Here is a 16,809-nt window from a genome sequence, read left to right as displayed (position 1 = left end):
GATACTCCCATCACAAAAGTTAGAACAGAATTTTGAAATTACCAATTAGCAGTGAAATTTATTGAGATTATTTGTCTAACCACTTATTCATTATGTCGTCACAAGTTGTTTTTATTACATTTATGTTACAAAAAATGCACATGTGGCCCCAAAATGAGAGAAATGATACAGAGATAACGCCTTTTATTTATTTCAACAATCTACCTTCTGGGTGCAATGCAAATAAAGGAGAGCTTGGTGGTTATTCATAATTGAGTGGGGCATGAGGTGTTGGTTTTATGTTACTTCTTTGTTTGACGAGCTCTCATCAAAGAGTTCGTCACTGGCATGAACTGAGACGATACATTATTTGTGATAGCCTCGGGCACATTGCGAGCCGATGTCTAGGTTTTCCTGTAGCGAACTGACCAGTTCGCGCTGCTATTAGGTTTAGCCTAGGTTTAACTTCATGATATCTTTAGCGATGTTTTCCAAGATGGTTAATTCTCTTTGTACAGATTGACCTTTTTTATCACTGTTAGCCAAAGTATCACGATTGTGTGCGATGGCATCTTGAATTGGCATCCACACAGGTCGCATACCATTGGCTTGTTCATAAGCTTCCATTTGGGGGGCTGTGAAGTGCCCGCAAATTTCTACGATGAAGCAGTGTGAGATAATATGTACGTTATCAAATTCAGGTTTGTGCCAGCGCTGAAACTCTTCATAAATACCATAGGGCTTTATCTGTGTAACGGATTTTGCACCTGTTTCTTCTAGCAACTCTCTGCTAAGCGCAGCTTCCATATCCTCACCTTCATCAACGCCACCTCCGGGTAAAGTGTAATCATCATATCTTGCGGTGTAGAGTAGTAAGATTTCTTGATCTTTGGTGACGATTGCACGTGCTGCGTGCCTAATAAAATGACTGCCAGGCAATGCCTCAGCGGGTTTGGTATTGAGTTGTTTCATAATGACTTTGTTGTTAGAGAATGCAAATTGGTGAGTGTACCATATTTACATTCTCGTTGTGTGCGGTGACTAGAAAGGCACTGGGTAAGTTTTTAAGATGGTATCAATTTCAGCAAGCGCCTCAGGAGGTAGTGGTTTATCAAACGCGCTGATATTCTCTTTTAATTGCGCCATTGATGTTGCACCAATAATGGTAGAGGTCACACCATCGACTTGATCACACCAAGCTAACGCCAATTGCGCTGTTGTTAAGTGGTGCTCATGAGCAATTTCTTGATATGCGGCTGTTGCTTGTTGCGAATACTGCGTATCTCTGAATAAGCCATGGCGCTGCATCAGTGTCCAGCGACTGCCTTCTGGTCTTGCACCGCCCAAATATTTACCTGTTAGCAGACCACCAGCTAAAGGCGACCATGGCAGGTAGGCAATGTCTTCGTTAACACAATTCTCTAGTAAATAAGGCCAGTCTTTTTCGTGTAGTAAATTAAACTCATTTTGAATTGAAACGGGCTTTTCAATATGGTGTTGCTCGCATAAGTTGAGGTAGGTATTGATACCCCAAGGGGTTTCGTTAGACAGCCCCCAATGGCGAATTTTGCCTTGGCTGAAGCATGCTTTGAGACCTTCTAAAATATCACTCATTTCGTCTAACTGTTGTTTTTTACTCACTGCATGCAGGTCTAACATACCATGCCAGTGTTTACCAAAGTGGGGAGACGTTCTGTTTGGCCAATGCAATTGGTATACATCAATATAATCTGTATTTAATCGCTTGAGGGAGTGTTCTACAGCTTCGATCACCGCTTGTTTGTTTATGGGCTTACCATCTCGCACCCAACTTAGCCCAGCTCCTGCTATTTTTGTAGCTAAAACAATTTCTTGTCTTTTTTCTTCATGACGTTTTAACCAATTACCTATTATTTGTTCGGTTTTTCCATAGGTATCGGGCGAAGGGGGGACTGCATACATTTCAGCAGTATCAATGAAGTTAATACCTTGACTTAAGGCATAATTAATCTGTTCATCCGCATCATGCTGATTGTTTTGCAAACCCCAAGTCATACTTCCTAAACAAACTCGCGAAACCTTTAATGGTGAGTGGCCTAATTGGCTGTACTTCATAGATACTCCTTGCAAAATCTGACAATTTCACACTGCTAAATTGCAGCGCAAAGATTTATATCGACTACCAGCAGTGTAGAGCATTTCTTCTTATTGTGCAGGTGTTTGTTGTTGTCGATAAACAAAGATGATAAGTCATGCTCATAGAGGCTTGCTGTAGTTTACTTAAATTTTATAGTGTTGGTTTAGTGTGCTGTAATGAAAGCTTTTCAATAGATATATTTGTAACGATAATTTTTGTATATTGATGCGAATTGAAGCAAGGGGAATTGGGATTTTCGATTGGAGTATCAATATTTAATAAAAGCAGTAGATCATGCTCCCTTTATTATCATCATTTTGGGCCTAATGATTGCCTGGCATGGCCACTATGCTAGATGGTTACTGATTAGTTATGGAGTTTTAGAAACCCTTGACCACCTCATACATCTTGAGATCCGAAGTTGGTTAACGCACTTTTATATTATGAACTCCCTGATCATTATTGTGTTTATGTTTCCTATCCTGTTAAGACGTCCGATGGCACTTTTCATTTTCCGAAAAACTGGGAGAGAGTATTTTGCTATTGTTGGTAATAGGAAGGGTCTTTCTAAATATGAAGTGATAATACTTTGGTTAATGGCTTCAACGGCAGTTGTCAATTTCATTACATGGATTGAGGTGATTTGTTATAAATATTGGATTATTGATTACGTTTATATCAAGTTTCACTTCAGAGATTACTACATGGTGTCTGTACATTTAGTGACACTGGCAGCTATGTATTCTTATTCTTTTTATACGTTTATTTCTAAATCTCAGATAAAAAAGTGCATCGTTAGACAAGCGTGAAAAAAAATGCCAATATACTGTATAAGTAAACAGTGTTTGGTGTGCGTTCGTGAAAAAGTTCATTCACATTGATATGGATTGTTTTTATGCTGCGGTAGAAATGCGCGATGACCCTTCTTTGGCTAATGTGCCCATGGCGATAGGAGGCAGAAGCCATCGAGGCGTGCTCTCAACATCCAATTACATTGCACGCCAATACGGTGTGCGCTCAGCTATGTCTAATTATAAGGCCAAGCAACTCTGTCCACATTTAGTCATTGTACCTGGGCGTATGCATGTCTATAAACAAATATCCCATCAAATTCGTGCTATTTTCGCAAGGTATACATCATTGATAGAACCTTTATCATTAGATGAGGCTTATCTTGACGTGACTGATTGCACTGCATTTCATGGCAGTGCCACATTAATCGCAGAACAAATCCGCAAAGATATTTTTAATGAAACTGGGCTCACTGCATCAGCAGGTATTGCGCCAATTAAGTTTTTGGCAAAAATAGCCAGTGATGAAAACAAACCCAATGGGCAGTGCGTGATCACGCCAGAGCGTGTAGATGCGTTTATCGATGAGCTACCACTTCGCAAAATTCCAGGTGTGGGTAAGGTCACACATGAAAAATTATTGGCTTGTGGCTTAGTGCATGGCAAGGATGTGAAAGGCTTAAGTTTGGATGAAATGGCACATCGTTTTGGCAAGTTTGGTAGGGTGCTTTGGCGACGGTGCCAGGGAATAGACGAGCGGGGTGTTGAAACGGAGCGTGTGCGTAAATCAGTGGGAGTTGAAACTACGTTTGAAAAAGATATCCAAGATCTGACGCAATTAAAGTCGATTTTATGTGACAAACTCATACCTGAATTGACTCGCCGAAGTGAAGGGTATCAAACTGAGCGAGCCTTCACTAAGTTGGGTGTTAAAGTAAAGTTTTATGACTTTTCTCTAACCACAAAAGAATGCCAGTGTAGCCATATTGATCCAGATATTTTGTGCACTTTATTAGAGCAAGCAATTGCTCGTCATGGCAATAAACCGGTTCGTTTAGTTGGAGTGCAAATTGGTTTGGGCGATTCGCCGAGCAATCAAGTTCAAATGGGATTATTTAATTGACGCTATGGCGTCGTTTTATCTCAGCTTATCTGTGCGACTAAAATATAACTGAATTTGCGGTTTTCCGTGTTAAAGTAGTGTTAATACAACAATAACACTGAGGACAACCCATGCAATCTATCATGATAGTATTGTTTGGTATCTTGGGGATGCTATTTGGCTGGTTTGTGTACTCCAAGTTTATCGCAACTAAAATTTTTAAAATGGACGATAATTTCGTCACCCCTGCCCATGAATTTAACGATGGTATTGACTATGTCCCAACCAATAAAGTGGTACTTTGGGGACACCATTTCACATCTGTTGCAGGCGCAGCTCCCATTGTCGGCCCTGCGATTGCTGTATACTGGGGTTGGGTACCAGCTGTTTTATGGGTGGTCTTTGGTACTATCTTTTTTGCCGGTGTGCATGACATGGGCGCTTTATGGGCCAGTGCGCGCCACAAAGGCAAGTCTATGGGGGCGCTGTCTGAGTCAGTCATAGGTAAACGTACACGTTCACTTTTTATGATTGTGGTATTTTTGGTACTGCTGATGGTCAATGCTGTATTTGGTGTGGTGATCGCAAATTCTTTTGTTGCTAATCCAAATGCTGTTTTCCCAGCTTGGGCTGCTATTGTTGTGGCGCTTATCATCGGCCAGCTGTTAAAGCGTAAAGTGCCTTTAATTCCGCTCTGTTTGGTTGGTGTTGTAGTGCTGTATGCAACGATTTATGCAGGTAGTGGAATGCCGATAGCACTGCCAAGTGAAGTGTTTGGGCTGACAGATAAAGCCAGTTGGATCTTAATTTTATTCGTCTATGCGGCGGTTGCTTCTCTACTACCAGTTTGGATGTTACTTCAACCCCGTGATTTTATTAATGGCATGCAATTGCTGGTTGGTCTTGTTCTTTTATACGGTGCGGTATTTGTCGTCATGCCAGACATCACAGCACCTGCCTTTAACACACAAACTGCAATAGATACCCCCAGTATTATTCCGCTGCTATTTGTTACGATTGCATGCGGTGCCGTATCTGGCTTTCATGGTATCGTGTCTTCAGGCACAAGTTCCAAACAATTAAATAAAGAAACCGACGGGCGGTTTGTTGGGTATTTAGGCGCAATTGGTGAAGGCTCTTTGGCGCTGATCACGCTGGTGGCCGTCAGTGGTGTGATGCTGGCTGTTTCCCCAGAAGAGTGGCATGAAATTTATAGCCATTTAGGTGCGGGCTCAGTGGGGGCATTCATTCAAGGTGGCTCAAACTTGATCAGTACTGGCTGGGGACTGTCTGCTGAGATAGCTTCTACATTACTGGCTGTGATGGTGGTGTTGTTTGCAGGTACTACGATGGACTCAGGTGTTCGATTGCAGCGCTACATTATTCAAGAGTGGGGTGATATTTATAAACTCCCTATTTTGAAAAATGGCATTATTGCTACCTTAGTCGCAGTAGGGTGTTGTTTGTTATTGGCTTTTGGGGCTGGTGGCGCTTCAGGAAGCGGTGGCATGATCATTTGGCCTTTATTTGGTTCGACCAACCAAATTCTGGCAAGCTTAACCTTGTTGGTCATTTCTGTGTACCTTATCAAACTTGGCAGACCCGCAAAATTTACATTAATCCCTATGATATTTGTTATTTTAATGGCCTTTTTTGCCGGTCTTATTAAATTGGGCGAATACTATGAGAAAGGTAACTGGCTATTGGTTGGCCTAGATATTGTGGTTTTGGTGGTGAGTGTCCTTGTTATGCTCGAAGCATGGAGTGTTGTCAGTAAACTCAAAAGTACAGCGGAAGCTGCTCCGGACAGTGAAGAATCGAGCAGCTAGCTTGGCTCTTGCGTCTAAATAACCGATAATTGGCCCTTAAATTACAAGAACAAGGGCCATTTTTATGTCTTTTCCTCTCTCATTGCCAGCTTCTAACTGGCAGCAAAGCGATGCCGATGCAGTGATCGTTATCACATCTGATGTAAACGATTTAGGCGATCAGCAACTTAATGACATAGCCGCACCGCATTTAGCCGTTGATGCGCGTTTGGCCACTCAAGCAAATGTTTTGTTAGCACCTCAAGTGCCGGGGCAGCGTTTAATTATCGCACCAACAGGTCAACTTAACCGTGATTATGATGATGTGCGTCGCTTTTTTGCCGCGGGCCAAGCTGCCATTGCACAAGCAAAAGCATCAGGTGCTGTGAAACCAGTGATCGTGTTAGCGGGCGTACCAAGTGACGAACGTTATAAAAATGCGTTACAAGTTGCTTATTTAGGTGCTTGTCAAACATTGTGGCAACCGCTAGAAGCACGTGAGTATCGCGGCGAGCATATTGAACCGGTTGAGCAGATTTTCTTGGTTGATGCTGATGACGCTATGTGTGCGCAGATCAATGCCATTGCCGCGGGTCAGTATGCGGCACGTGACTTATGTGGTACTGAGCCAGAGCGCATGGCACCGCCGCGCTTTGCTGACTACTGTGTCTCACTGTTTGAAAACACCTCAGTCAAAGTTGAAGTGATCTCAGACATTAATGCCATTGATAAAGATTACCCTATGCTTGGCACTGTTGCGCGTGCATCGTATGCCGTTGAGCGTCACCACCCACGCGTAGTTAAGATGGAATATGTACCAGAAGGCGATATTGAACGCACATTGATGTTTGTCGGTAAAGGCCTTGTTTATGATACGGGTGGTGCAGATCTGAAAGTGGGTGGTTTTATGGCAGGCATGAGCCGCGATAAAGGTGGTGCAGCATCTGTGGCAGGCTTCATGAAATCAGTAGCAGAGTATCAGCCTAAAGGTGTGAAAGTGATTGCTTACTTGGCGGTTGTTCGAAATTCAATTGGCTCTGATTGCTTTGTGCCTGATGAAATCATTGAAACCCGCGAAGGCGTGCGTGTCCGTATTGGTAATACCGACGCAGAAGGGCGTTTAGCGATGGGCGATCTGCTAAGTGAAATGAAAGATTTAGCTAAGTCAGAAGTTAACCCTGAGCTATTCACTGTGGCAACATTGACAGGTCACGCAGCGCGCGCGATGGGCCCATACAGTGCGTTTGTTGAAAACGGTCCGGCACGAGCTAATGCGGTTTCACGCCAAATTGCAGATCAAGGCGATATTTGGGCTGATTGTGCAGAGGTGTCTCGCAGCCGACGTGAAGATTACGATTTTGTTCAGCCTCGCACGTTGGCGGATGATGTGCTTTCAAGTAACAATGCGCCATCAGCTGTGACAGCACGTGGTCATCAGTTCCCAATGGCATTTTTGGCGATTGTGGGTGGCTTGGATAAACATGGTTGTGATTCTGAACTACCTTTACCTTACGTTCATATGGACATTGCAGGTAGCGGTGTTGAAGGCGGTGATTGGCAGCATGGTAAGCCAACGGCTGCAACTGTAAGCAGTTTGTTTGCACGTTATTGCCTGTAAGGATTGATAGAGTCTTTTGTGCTCTAACTAAGTAAAATTACCTTAAAGCAGATACTCGTTATCTGCTTTTTTATCGGAGTAGACAAAATGGCATTTGAACTTGCCCCAGAATTACAAAGAGATTGTATTGAATTAGCGCAGTGGCCTTTGAGTACGGTGCTTTTAATGAATGATAGCCAATACCCTTGGTTTATTCTGGTCCCTAAAGTTGATGGCGCGCGTGAGATCATTGATTTAAATGAGCAGCAACAACAGCAGTTTTGGCAGGAGTCAAAGCAGTTGAGTGAATTGTTAATGGCAGTTTTTACGCCTGAAAAGCTCAATGTCGCCGCTCTTGGTAATATGGTGCCGCAATTACATATACATCATATCGCGCGTTTTACGCATGATGTGGCATGGCCAAAACCAGTATGGGGTCTGCATCCTGCAATACCGTACACGGATGAGCAGCTTATAGGATTGAAAAAGGCGCTCGCACTGTAGCGCCTTTAATGGTTAAAGGCCCAATACTGCTTTACCTTGTTTAAATGTCACATCTACTGGGATATTCGCATTTGCTAGCTTATCTAAGTCAGCTTGCAGCTCAGCTTTTATATCACCGTGGGTTGCGATGAGCTGGTCGACTTTATGGTAATCACCATCTCCTTGTAATGTGAGGATCAAGTTTGATAATTTCTCCATGGCAGCGCCCATTTTATTCATATCTACCTGATAAAGGCCTTGTGCATTTTTAGAAAACGCGCCCTCTTGTTTAAAGAAATTAAAGCGGATCATATTGGCTTTGCCGTGTGCACTGGATGCACCAAAGCGCACTGAGCGGAATATACCGGCCATAAAAGTGACGTAATAATCCTCCAATGTACCTTCAGTAATTTCGCCTTTTTTCAAAAGCTGCTCAACCATATATAGACCTAGGATATCGGCTTTGCCTTCTTCGATTGCACTGGCGTGCTCTTGCAATGATTGTCGAACCGTGCCCTTGCCTGTGATGGTATTTTTAATGCCTAGGCCATGGGCTACCTCATGAAACATGGTGTTGGCAAAAAATGCGTTAAAGGTAATGTGCTTGCGCTGTTCGGGCACAATCAGTTCTTCTGCGATAGGGACTAAAATTTTATCAAATTTAGCACGCATTGCATTTTTAAGCTGAAGTCGACGGGTACCCTTTTCTAATTGTACTCGCTCATCGTTAGGGAGGTTGATGGCAATTGTTTTACTGCCTGCGTTTGAGTGACCTGCATAGTACACGACATCATAGGCGTTGAGATCTGCATCTGATCCCGGTACTTCTTGCTTGTATTTTTGCGCAACTGGTAGACCTGTTTGAAGTTCTGGTAAAAAGGCTGCAAATTTAGCTAGGCGCTCACTCCATGCTAAGTCCTTAATTAATACATAAGACTCAAATGCACTGCGATAGCCAAATAATTGGTCCTCGTATGTTTCAATAGGGCCGATGACGACATCGATGGGATTATTTTTCATCTCCATCCATGCAAAATCAGAAGGTTGATAGCTGTTATTTAATAAGGCATCTGCGCGAAGGTTTAAGTAGTTAGAAAACTGCTTATCTACAGCCAATGAGCTTGCTTGTCTGAGCAGGTTTGCAGCTTGTTCTAGCTCAGCTCTATATTCAGTGGCGTAGGGTACGGAATATAGGTTTCCTTGCTCATCTCTTTTTACCATGGAGTAAAGACCTTGCTTGTCTTTAAATTCAGCTTGGTTTAACTCCGCTTTAGTCATATCACTTGGGTAAAACTGTGCGCCGGGTGTTTTTTCTTCAAATCCGCTCAGAAATACTTTGTCACCATCTAAACGGTCCCAAGGACCATAATTTATGTCGGCAAATTGGCGTACTTTGTCATCCTTGATGCCTGCTAAGAATGCGGCTTTATTATGGCCGAAAGCTTGTTTCCAAAATAAATCATCCATTATTTTTGATGCATCAATAAGCAGTGAAATCATCTTTTTCTGGTTGTCATTAAGGTGACTCAAATCACTTGTTAAGGTGACCTCGGTATAAATATTGAGTCGTTGCTGATCAATATTTATCAGTGAATATGTTGCAGATGATTGCTTTTCTGTTTGCTTAGCTTCTACTTTGTCTGATGGTTGTTGAGAGCATGCGCTTACTAGCAAACCTGATGCGACCAAAATAGCACTGGATAGTTTAGAAAGTTTCATCATTTACCCTTGAGGTGTTAGTTATTATGATTGTGAGGCATCTATGATGCGTAAAAAATAGCAATTGAGCAAACAGTTCAAACAAAGTATTTATTCGTGCTTAAATACTAAGAATAATTTTTATACTTTTCTTAACTTTATCGAGAAGTTAGACAATACTTAAAGCAGTAAAAATTATAAGGCCATAGTTAAGTGGCGAATTTAAAGGACTTGACCATATGTCTACAGAAAACGCATTACTTACCATTCTTGTCGATAAAATCAATAATGACACACTTGTCTTACCTACACTCCCCGAAGTTGCTGTTCGAGTCCGTCAGGCTGCCGACGACCCTGAAGTAAACTTGTTGCAAATGGCGGATGTCATTTCTCATGATCCAGCATTGGCAGCACGTATGATTAAGGTCGCAAACAGTGGCTTTATGGGGCGCTCTATTAAAGTCAATACGCTCAACCAGGCAGTGACCCGAATTGGCTTGCGGCAAATTAAAAACATCGCAACGGCAATGGCGATGGAGCAGTTGTTTGTCTCCAACAATAAGTTGATCAAAACCTACATGGACAAGGCATGGCAAAAAACGCTAAAAGTCGCTTGTCAGGCTATTTCTACCATGGAGTTTTATCTACGCTTAAACAAGCATACCTCACTGAATAAAGATACTATTACGCTGGCATCTTTGGTGTTCAACATTGGAGTCTTGCCGATTTTAACTGAGGCAGAAAAGCACCCTGAAGTGTTCGCCAACCCTAGCTTCTTAGCTCATGCAATCCAAAAGTTAGCAGGGCGCATTGGTGGAGCGATTATGCGTGAGTGGGGCTTTACTGATGATTTTGTTGAAGTGGCAGAGAGCTGGGCGAATCCGAATTATAAGCCAGAACACGTTTGTTACGTTGATTTTATTCGTGCAGGGGCTATTGTAGAGGGCATTTTACAAGTGTCAGATAAAGCTGCTGCACTTGGGGTTTATGAAGAAAAAGGTGTGCTTCGATCTATTGATATGTTTACGGACGATGCGTATTTAGACTTGCTAACAGATGTGAAGTCGATGTTTGCCTAAGATGGGTTAATTAAAGTGAAAAGGGCCAGTTGGCCCTTTTTGATATTATAGGTCGTCTTTTTCACCAAGTTCTTTGGTTAGGTCTTCGAGCAACTCTTTGATCTCTTCAGAAACGAGGATAAAGTCAGCATCTAGTTTGATTGCTAAATCTTCTTTTGGAATATCGGCGTTTTGCTCTTTTAGTGCATCGTTGTAGCTAACTCGTTTGATTGAGCCATCATTTTGTAATAAGAATTGAACGCGTTCTTTCCAATCCAATGCAAGCTTTGTGACACGCTTACCATTTTCTAAGTGAAGCTTAATTTCGTCGCTAGCTAGGTCATGTTGTTTTAGTTTAACCTGTGCGCCTTCATCGGCAGCATCTTGCAATTCAGCGTCATTGCCAATGGCAAACCCTTCAGGTGCCTCAAATTTTGTCAACCAGTCTGTCAAGAATACATCTAGGTCGTAGTTTGCAAATGCTGGCACGATAGGCAAGGTACCCAAAGATTTACGCAACAAGGCCATCATCTCTTCAGCCTTATTAAAGCTCGCGCTATTTACAATCACCCAACCGCTTTCTTGATCGATAAAAGCAAATTGTAAGCTCGACTTTTTAAATGCTTGAGGGAGTAGTGTTGCTAAGATATTTTCTTTGAGTTCGTCTTTTTCTTTTTTCTTAACTGGGCGGTTTTCTTCACGCTCAATTTGCTCTACTTTTTCTGCAACCATGTCATTGATAACGGCAGCCGGAAGTACTTTTTCTTCGCGTTTAGCACATAAAAGAATACTATTTTGTGAAAAGTGAGACAGGGTTTGACCGTGTTTCCCTAATGCGTTTACCCAACCAAAGGTGCTCATATCTTGGCTACCACAAGCGCGAAATATGTCTTGCTCTAGTGCTTTTTCAAAGTCTTCTTGTGTGTACGAAACATCTTGTTTAAAACGGTAACAGATCAGGTTGCTGAACCACATATATTCAAATATCCAAGTTAAAAATCGACTTGCATCATAGCAAACCTAGTGGGCTGGGCAAAACTAAAATTGTCGAGCTTGTTATTTTAAAAGGCGATGGGTTTCTGGGGCGTGAAAAAAGTGGTTTATTCACATCCCAGAGAGTGAGGCTAGCTGAACATAGCCTGTTGTGCTTTCATTTCTTTTGGAAAACGAATGTGGTAAGTGAGCCCTTGACCTTCTTCAGAACTGACTTCAATATCGCCATTGAGAGTTTGCTTCACAAGATTGAATGTGATGTGCGTTCCCAAGCCGCTACCGCCTTGATCACGTTTGGTGGTGAAGAATGGGTCAAACAGTTTTTCTAGTTGTGCAGCTGATACGCCTTTACCATTGTCCTTATAAACGATTTTCACATCATCGTTGTCGTCTGTGATCTGAATATCTATGGTGCCTTTATTGACGCCTTCAAATCCATGTATCAAAGAGTTCATTATCAGGTTGGTAAATATTTGGCTGATAGCACCTGCAGGTAAGTTGAGGGTGAGATCAGCAGGGCAGTCTATGTTAACTTCGTGTGCTGTTTTTTTCAGTTTGGGGTGCAATGAGCGCAGCACCTCTTCTAAATATTGCTGAAAATTAATGGTTCGAACGGCTTCACTCGCTTGGTCTACTGCAATTTGTTTGAAGCTGGCCACCAGCTCAGAAGCGCGTGCTAAGTTGTTGGTGAGTAGGCTCGCACTTTGCTTCGCTTCATGCATAAATTCTTCTAACGCTTTAGGAGATAGAGTTTTTTCCTTGTAAGCTGCTTCTAGTTGGTCTAACCGTTCTTGCAAAAAAGAAGTTGCAGTCACGCCAATACCGACGGGTGTATTTATATCATGTGTTATACCCGCAACAAGGCCGCCCAATGCTGCCATTTTTTCAGAGCCAACTAAGCGCTCTTGCGCCATATTGAGCTCTTCGACATATTTCTCTAATTCATTTTGCTTAGTCAGTAACTCTTCTTCTGTTTGACGTCTGAGGTCAATTTCCTCAGTTAATGTCAGTTTTTGTTTTTCTAATTCATATTTTTGTTGTTGTAGGTCCATCATTGCTTGGCTGAGATTGGAGGTTTTCCTTGCTACTTCTTGTTCAAGCTGAATATTATGTTGATCTAACTTTTCATTGCTAATGATGAGCTCTTTTTGGGTTTGGTCCAATTGCTTTCGATATTCAGCGACTTTATCTATGAGCTTGTTGAATGCCTCTTCCATGACTTTCAGCTCATTTCGCTCGGTTGTATCAATGTCAATTTTGTGGCCGTCTACATTATCTACCTCAAAATCTTCAATTTGTTCAGTCAAATCCGTCAACGGCTCGGTGAGCAGTTTTCTAAATGCCAACAAAAATAGAATGATTAAGAAGGTTGTTTTGACCATGGCGTTCCCTATCAAAAAATAGATAGAGATCATGATCCGGCTAAAGACCACTTCCCGGCTTGAAAATAGCGTGACGTCGCCGACTTGTGTGGCACGGCCAGAGAATTCGAAAATGAGTGGAAAGGTGTAGCCAAACAGCCCTGAAGGGGTATCTTCAATTAAGGCTTCTTCTTGCACAAGTTGTTGGCTGTAGAGCTCATGAATGTTTAAAGAGCGGCCAAGTTGCGAGATAATTTCACCACTGTCATCGCGAACGATAATACCTTCAATCATGGGTATCGCCAGCAGGCCTTCTGCTGTGGTGACCGTTTGCTTTGTGTTTAATTCCCAAATAGCACGTGTAAGGCTACGACTGAACGTTTTCTGTAACATAGTCAGTTCGTTACGAATGTAGTCTTTGGTATTGACATATTCTGCAACCACTTGTCCACAAGTGACGACGAACGTTAGTAGAAAGTAAACTGACAGAACGTTTGTTAGTAGTTTTTTGGACAGACTTTTCTGTAGCATGGAGAGTTCTTAGCTCCTGACGACCATGTTATAGCACACGTGTTAAACTTAAAGTTAGCCAATAAATGGCTAAAAATAAATGTTTATCTTGCTATCTTCACAACATATTAGTGTATATAAAAAACTTACTGGATGTTGATTATTGTGTTATAAGATTAGGACAACAATAACGTTTATTTGTTACTAGAACAATAAAGATTTACCTTCTTATGAGCTACTCCGTGTTAGTGTGTGACGATTCTACTGTTGCACGTAAGCAAGTTATGCGTTGCTTGAGCTCCAACCTTGATGTTGAGATCAGCCAGGCAAAAAACGGCCAAGAGGCTGTTGAAATATTGCAAAATTCGCAAATAGATTTGCTGTGTTTAGATCTGACTATGCCGATCCTTGACGGTATTGGTGTCCTCGAAGCGATTAAAGCGAATAAAATAGAAACTTATGTCGTGGTTATATCTGCTGATATTCAAGATCAGATGAAAGTGAGAGTTGCTCAATTAGGCGCACTTAAATTTCTTGAAAAGCCAGTAAAGTCGGAGCAATTGCTTTCTTTACTTAGCGAATTCGGTATCCGTTAGATAAGCTTTTCAATTTTCTGTACGTATCTTGAACATTTTGCATATTTAATTTTCTTTTATCGTCTTGACAGGTTGGCTGTAAATCGGGCAATCTAATTGACGTAGATATTTTTTAGACAAACTTTAGTTAGGTTAACAAAAAACCATGAACCCAATTTTATGTAACGAGACAATTATTATTACGACCACCATCCACACTGGATAGTGGCATAGGTCCGTGCATATTTGAAAAAGGCCTGTGCTCACTGAGAGCACAGGCCTTTTTTGGTTTTGGAATGAGGAAAATTGATTATGCGAGTTTTAAAATTCGGAGGCTCATCACTTGCCGATATGGCTTGTTTGAAGCGGGTCAGATCTTTAATTCTAAATTACGGTGGTGATAAGGCTGTCGTTGTCTTATCAGCACCTGGCGGCATGACCGACAGTTTAGTGTCTTTGGTACAAATTGCTGAAAAAGGTGATGACTATATCACTCAATGGGATGCTTTTGTCTCTCGCAGTGAAGGTCTGAGGCAGGAAGTTGAATCTGAGTATGGAGAAGTATTAGATTGGCCTCAGTTGGGTCAGCTTCGTGAAAAGTTAGAGGGTGTTAAGTTACTTAAGCAGTGCCCTGCGGCGGTTAATGCATATGTAATTAGCTTTGGTGAGCGAATTAGCGTTGCCTTGATGGTCTCTATGTTAAAAACACATAATGCTAAAGCGTTGGACGCTGCGGCATGTATAAAAACAAACCTAGAGCATCTTGACTCAGAAGTTGATTTAGATAGAACAAAGGCTGAAGTTCGCCAACACATTAATGAAAAAGATGATGGCATCTTCGTTATGACAGGCTTTACTGGCAGCAATGCCGAAGGCGAGTTAACAACCCTAGGCCGAAATGGTTCTGATTACTCGGCAGCAGTTATGGCCGCGAGTTTAAATGCAGATATTTGTCAGATATGGACTGATGTCGACGGCGTATATAGTGCAGATCCAAGACTCATAAAAAAAGCGACAAAAGTTGAACGCTTATCTTATAAAGAAGCCATGGAGCTCGCCTATTTTGGCGCTAAAGTGTTGCATCCTAAAACCATCTTACCGTGTGCGAAAACAAATGTACCTTGTGAGATTAAAAATACGCATGATCCAGATGTGCCGGGCTCGCTCATTTCTTCCCAAGGCGGTGGTGATGAACCCGTAAAGGCCTTATCAAGCTTGGATAAACTGGCCATGTTGACAGTTTCAGGGCCAGGCATGAAAGGCAAAGTAGGTATGGCTGCGAGGGTATTTGGTGCGCTAGCTAATGACAAGGTTTCAATTGTCCTTATCACACAGTCTTCGTGTGAATTTAGTATTAGCTTTTGCGTTTATGAACATGACTTATCTCTGGCTTTAAACGCTTTAGAGTCGGCATTTGAGTTAGAAACGCAAGCCGGTTTAATTGAACCTGTTGAAGTTCGTAAAGATCTTGCAATTGTGACCCTTGTTGGTGACAACATGAAGTCACATAAAGGCTTAGCAGCTAAGTTTTTTGCTTCTTTGTCTCAAGCTCAAGTTAATGTCGTGGCCATTGCGCAAGATTCTACAGAAAGTGCAATATCTGCGGTTGTGTCGGGCGATTTATGTAAAGATGCGATGAAGGTGTGCCATGAAAACTTTTTCACCCATGTCCCTTCAATAGATGTCTTTTTGCTTGGTTGCGGCTTAGTGGGCAAAGAGTTAATTAAGCAGCTAGAAAAACAACAGGCTTGGCTTGCAAATCGCAATATCAAATTAAACCTATACGGCGTGGCAAATTCAAGGCAATGCTTGCTGAGTCATGAAGGCGTAGCTTTTGAACAATGGGAAAGCCAATTAAAGCAGGCTAATGACGGCTTTGAGCTGAATGAACTTGAGCAATTTGTAAAGCGCAATCATCTGATCAACCCAGTTATTGTGGATTGTAGCTCGTCTGAACAATTGGCTGATCAATACACAGACTTTCTCAAAGCGGGCTTTCATGTGGTGGCTGCTAACAAAAAAGCCAATACAGGTGACATGGCCTATTATCGAGCATTGCAACAAGCTGCCCAGTCATCAGGACGCAAGTTTTTATATGAAACAAACGTCGGTGCGGGCTTACCGGTACTCGATAATTTACAGCTTTTATTTGGCGCAGGGGATGAGCTACTGTCCTTTAGTGGGATCTTATCTGGTTCTTTATCATATATGTTTGGTGCCATTGAAGATGGGTTGAGTTTATCTGAAGCAACTGCACAAGCGAAGCGAAATGGCTTTACAGAGCCAGATCCAAGAGATGATTTATCTGGCACCGATGTGGCCAGAAAGCTATTAATTATTGCGCGTGAATCAGGTTTGGAACTTGAACTAAGTGATATTAAAGTCGAGCCTGTTGTGCCTGAGCAATTTGCAGCTGGTACTTGTGTTGATGATTTTATGTCGCAGTTACCTGAACTGGACGCAGCTTTTGCAGATCGCGTGCAAAGTGCGGCGAGTGAGGGTAAGAAGTTACGTTATGTTGGTAGTATAAAAGAGGGTATTTGTCGCGTTGGCATTGAAGCGGTCGATTCAGAACATGCGCTATATGATATTCGTGACGGTGAGAACGCATTGGCAATTTTAAGCCAGTATTATCAGCCGAAGCCTTTTGTGATTAGAGGGTACGGTGCAGGCGCAGAAGTTACCGCTGCGGGTGTTTTTGCCGATATTTTAAAAACACTGTCTCGCTAGGAGTGCAC

At 42.2% G+C, this 16,809-nt stretch carries 12 protein-coding genes; 7 read left to right on the top strand and 5 right to left on the bottom strand.

Annotation, left to right across the window (positions count from 1 at the left end):
• Positions 1-429: 429 nt before the first annotated feature.
• Together QNM16_RS07920 and QNM16_RS07915 are read right to left on the bottom strand one after the other, a co-directional pair.
• Entirely contained in the window at positions 430-951 is a 522-nt protein-coding gene (locus QNM16_RS07920) for an NUDIX hydrolase (protein ID WP_284020006.1), read from the bottom strand.
• A 69-nt stretch (positions 952-1,020) separates the two neighbouring features.
• Positions 1,021-2,073 carry an aldo/keto reductase gene (locus QNM16_RS07915; protein WP_284020005.1) on the bottom strand — a complete coding sequence of 351 codons (1,053 nt, stop codon included), beginning with the start codon at positions 2,071-2,073 and terminating at the stop codon, positions 1,021-1,023.
• Positions 2,074-2,953: 880 nt separating this feature from the next.
• Between QNM16_RS07915 and dinB the strand changes: the two genes are divergently transcribed.
• From dinB to QNM16_RS07895, 4 genes are all read left to right on the top strand, one after another.
• Positions 2,954-4,009 (top strand): DNA polymerase IV, encoded by a 1,056-nt coding sequence (gene dinB, locus QNM16_RS07910; RefSeq protein WP_284020004.1) that lies wholly within the window; start codon positions 2,954-2,956, stop codon positions 4,007-4,009.
• A gap of 110 nt (positions 4,010-4,119) precedes the next feature.
• Positions 4,120-5,817 (top strand): carbon starvation CstA family protein, encoded by a 1,698-nt coding sequence (locus tag QNM16_RS07905; RefSeq protein ID WP_284020003.1) that lies wholly within the window; start codon positions 4,120-4,122, stop codon positions 5,815-5,817.
• A 64-nt stretch (positions 5,818-5,881) separates the two neighbouring features.
• On the top strand, positions 5,882-7,414 hold the full coding sequence (locus QNM16_RS07900; protein ID WP_284020002.1) for a M17 family metallopeptidase: 1,533 nt from the start codon (positions 5,882-5,884) through the stop codon (positions 7,412-7,414).
• 87 nt (positions 7,415-7,501) lie between these two features.
• Positions 7,502-7,897 (top strand): HIT domain-containing protein, encoded by a 396-nt coding sequence (locus QNM16_RS07895; RefSeq protein WP_284020001.1) that lies wholly within the window; start codon positions 7,502-7,504, stop codon positions 7,895-7,897.
• A 12-nt stretch (positions 7,898-7,909) separates the two neighbouring features.
• Here the strand turns inward: QNM16_RS07895 and QNM16_RS07890 are convergent, their stop codons facing one another.
• Positions 7,910-9,595, bottom strand: coding sequence for a dipeptidyl-peptidase 3 family protein (locus tag QNM16_RS07890; RefSeq protein ID WP_284020365.1), 1,686 nt, complete (start codon positions 9,593-9,595; stop codon positions 7,910-7,912).
• Positions 9,596-9,813: 218 nt separating this feature from the next.
• On the opposite strand from QNM16_RS07890, the gene QNM16_RS07885 reads away from it, so the two are divergent.
• On the top strand, positions 9,814-10,653 hold the full coding sequence (locus QNM16_RS07885; RefSeq protein ID WP_039611633.1) for an HDOD domain-containing protein: 840 nt from the start codon (positions 9,814-9,816) through the stop codon (positions 10,651-10,653).
• 45 nt (positions 10,654-10,698) lie between these two features.
• Here the strand turns inward: QNM16_RS07885 and rdgC are convergent, their stop codons facing one another.
• Together rdgC and QNM16_RS07875 are read right to left on the bottom strand one after the other, a co-directional pair.
• Positions 10,699-11,607, bottom strand: coding sequence for a recombination-associated protein RdgC (gene rdgC, locus QNM16_RS07880; protein WP_237137159.1), 909 nt, complete (start codon positions 11,605-11,607; stop codon positions 10,699-10,701).
• A gap of 149 nt (positions 11,608-11,756) precedes the next feature.
• Entirely contained in the window at positions 11,757-13,517 is a 1,761-nt protein-coding gene (locus QNM16_RS07875; protein WP_039611631.1) for a sensor histidine kinase, read from the bottom strand.
• A gap of 209 nt (positions 13,518-13,726) precedes the next feature.
• On the opposite strand from QNM16_RS07875, the gene QNM16_RS07870 reads away from it, so the two are divergent.
• Together QNM16_RS07870 and thrA are read left to right on the top strand one after the other, a co-directional pair.
• Positions 13,727-14,092, top strand: coding sequence for a response regulator (locus QNM16_RS07870; RefSeq protein ID WP_284020000.1), 366 nt, complete (start codon positions 13,727-13,729; stop codon positions 14,090-14,092).
• Between the two features lie 291 nt (positions 14,093-14,383).
• Entirely contained in the window at positions 14,384-16,801 is a 2,418-nt protein-coding gene (gene thrA / locus QNM16_RS07865) for a bifunctional aspartate kinase/homoserine dehydrogenase I (protein WP_284019999.1), read from the top strand.
• The last annotated feature ends 8 nt before the right edge of the window (positions 16,802-16,809 follow it).

This window comes from Pseudoalteromonas umbrosa (assembly GCF_030125375.1).
GTDB lineage: Bacteria > Pseudomonadota > Gammaproteobacteria > Enterobacterales > Alteromonadaceae > Pseudoalteromonas > Pseudoalteromonas umbrosa.
This window is presented reverse-complemented; position numbering and strand designations above follow the sequence as displayed.

Coding starts and splice junctions, on each gene's coding strand:
- QNM16_RS07875 (WP_039611631.1), bottom strand. CDS start 13,517: ATGCTACAGAAAAGTCTGTCCAAAAAACTACTAACAAACGTTCTGTCA.
- QNM16_RS07885 (WP_039611633.1), top strand. CDS start 9,814: ATGTCTACAGAAAACGCATTACTTACCATTCTTGTCGATAAAATCAAT.
- thrA (WP_284019999.1), top strand. CDS start 14,384: ATGCGAGTTTTAAAATTCGGAGGCTCATCACTTGCCGATATGGCTTGT.
- rdgC (WP_237137159.1), bottom strand. CDS start 11,607: ATGTGGTTCAGCAACCTGATCTGTTACCGTTTTAAACAAGATGTTTCG.
- QNM16_RS07915 (WP_284020005.1), bottom strand. CDS start 2,073: ATGAAGTACAGCCAATTAGGCCACTCACCATTAAAGGTTTCGCGAGTT.
- QNM16_RS07920 (WP_284020006.1), bottom strand. CDS start 951: ATGAAACAACTCAATACCAAACCCGCTGAGGCATTGCCTGGCAGTCAT.
- QNM16_RS07895 (WP_284020001.1), top strand. CDS start 7,502: ATGGCATTTGAACTTGCCCCAGAATTACAAAGAGATTGTATTGAATTA.
- QNM16_RS07870 (WP_284020000.1), top strand. CDS start 13,727: ATGAGCTACTCCGTGTTAGTGTGTGACGATTCTACTGTTGCACGTAAG.
- QNM16_RS07900 (WP_284020002.1), top strand. CDS start 5,882: ATGTCTTTTCCTCTCTCATTGCCAGCTTCTAACTGGCAGCAAAGCGAT.
- QNM16_RS07890 (WP_284020365.1), bottom strand. CDS start 9,595: ATGAAACTTTCTAAACTATCCAGTGCTATTTTGGTCGCATCAGGTTTG.
- QNM16_RS07905 (WP_284020003.1), top strand. CDS start 4,120: ATGCAATCTATCATGATAGTATTGTTTGGTATCTTGGGGATGCTATTT.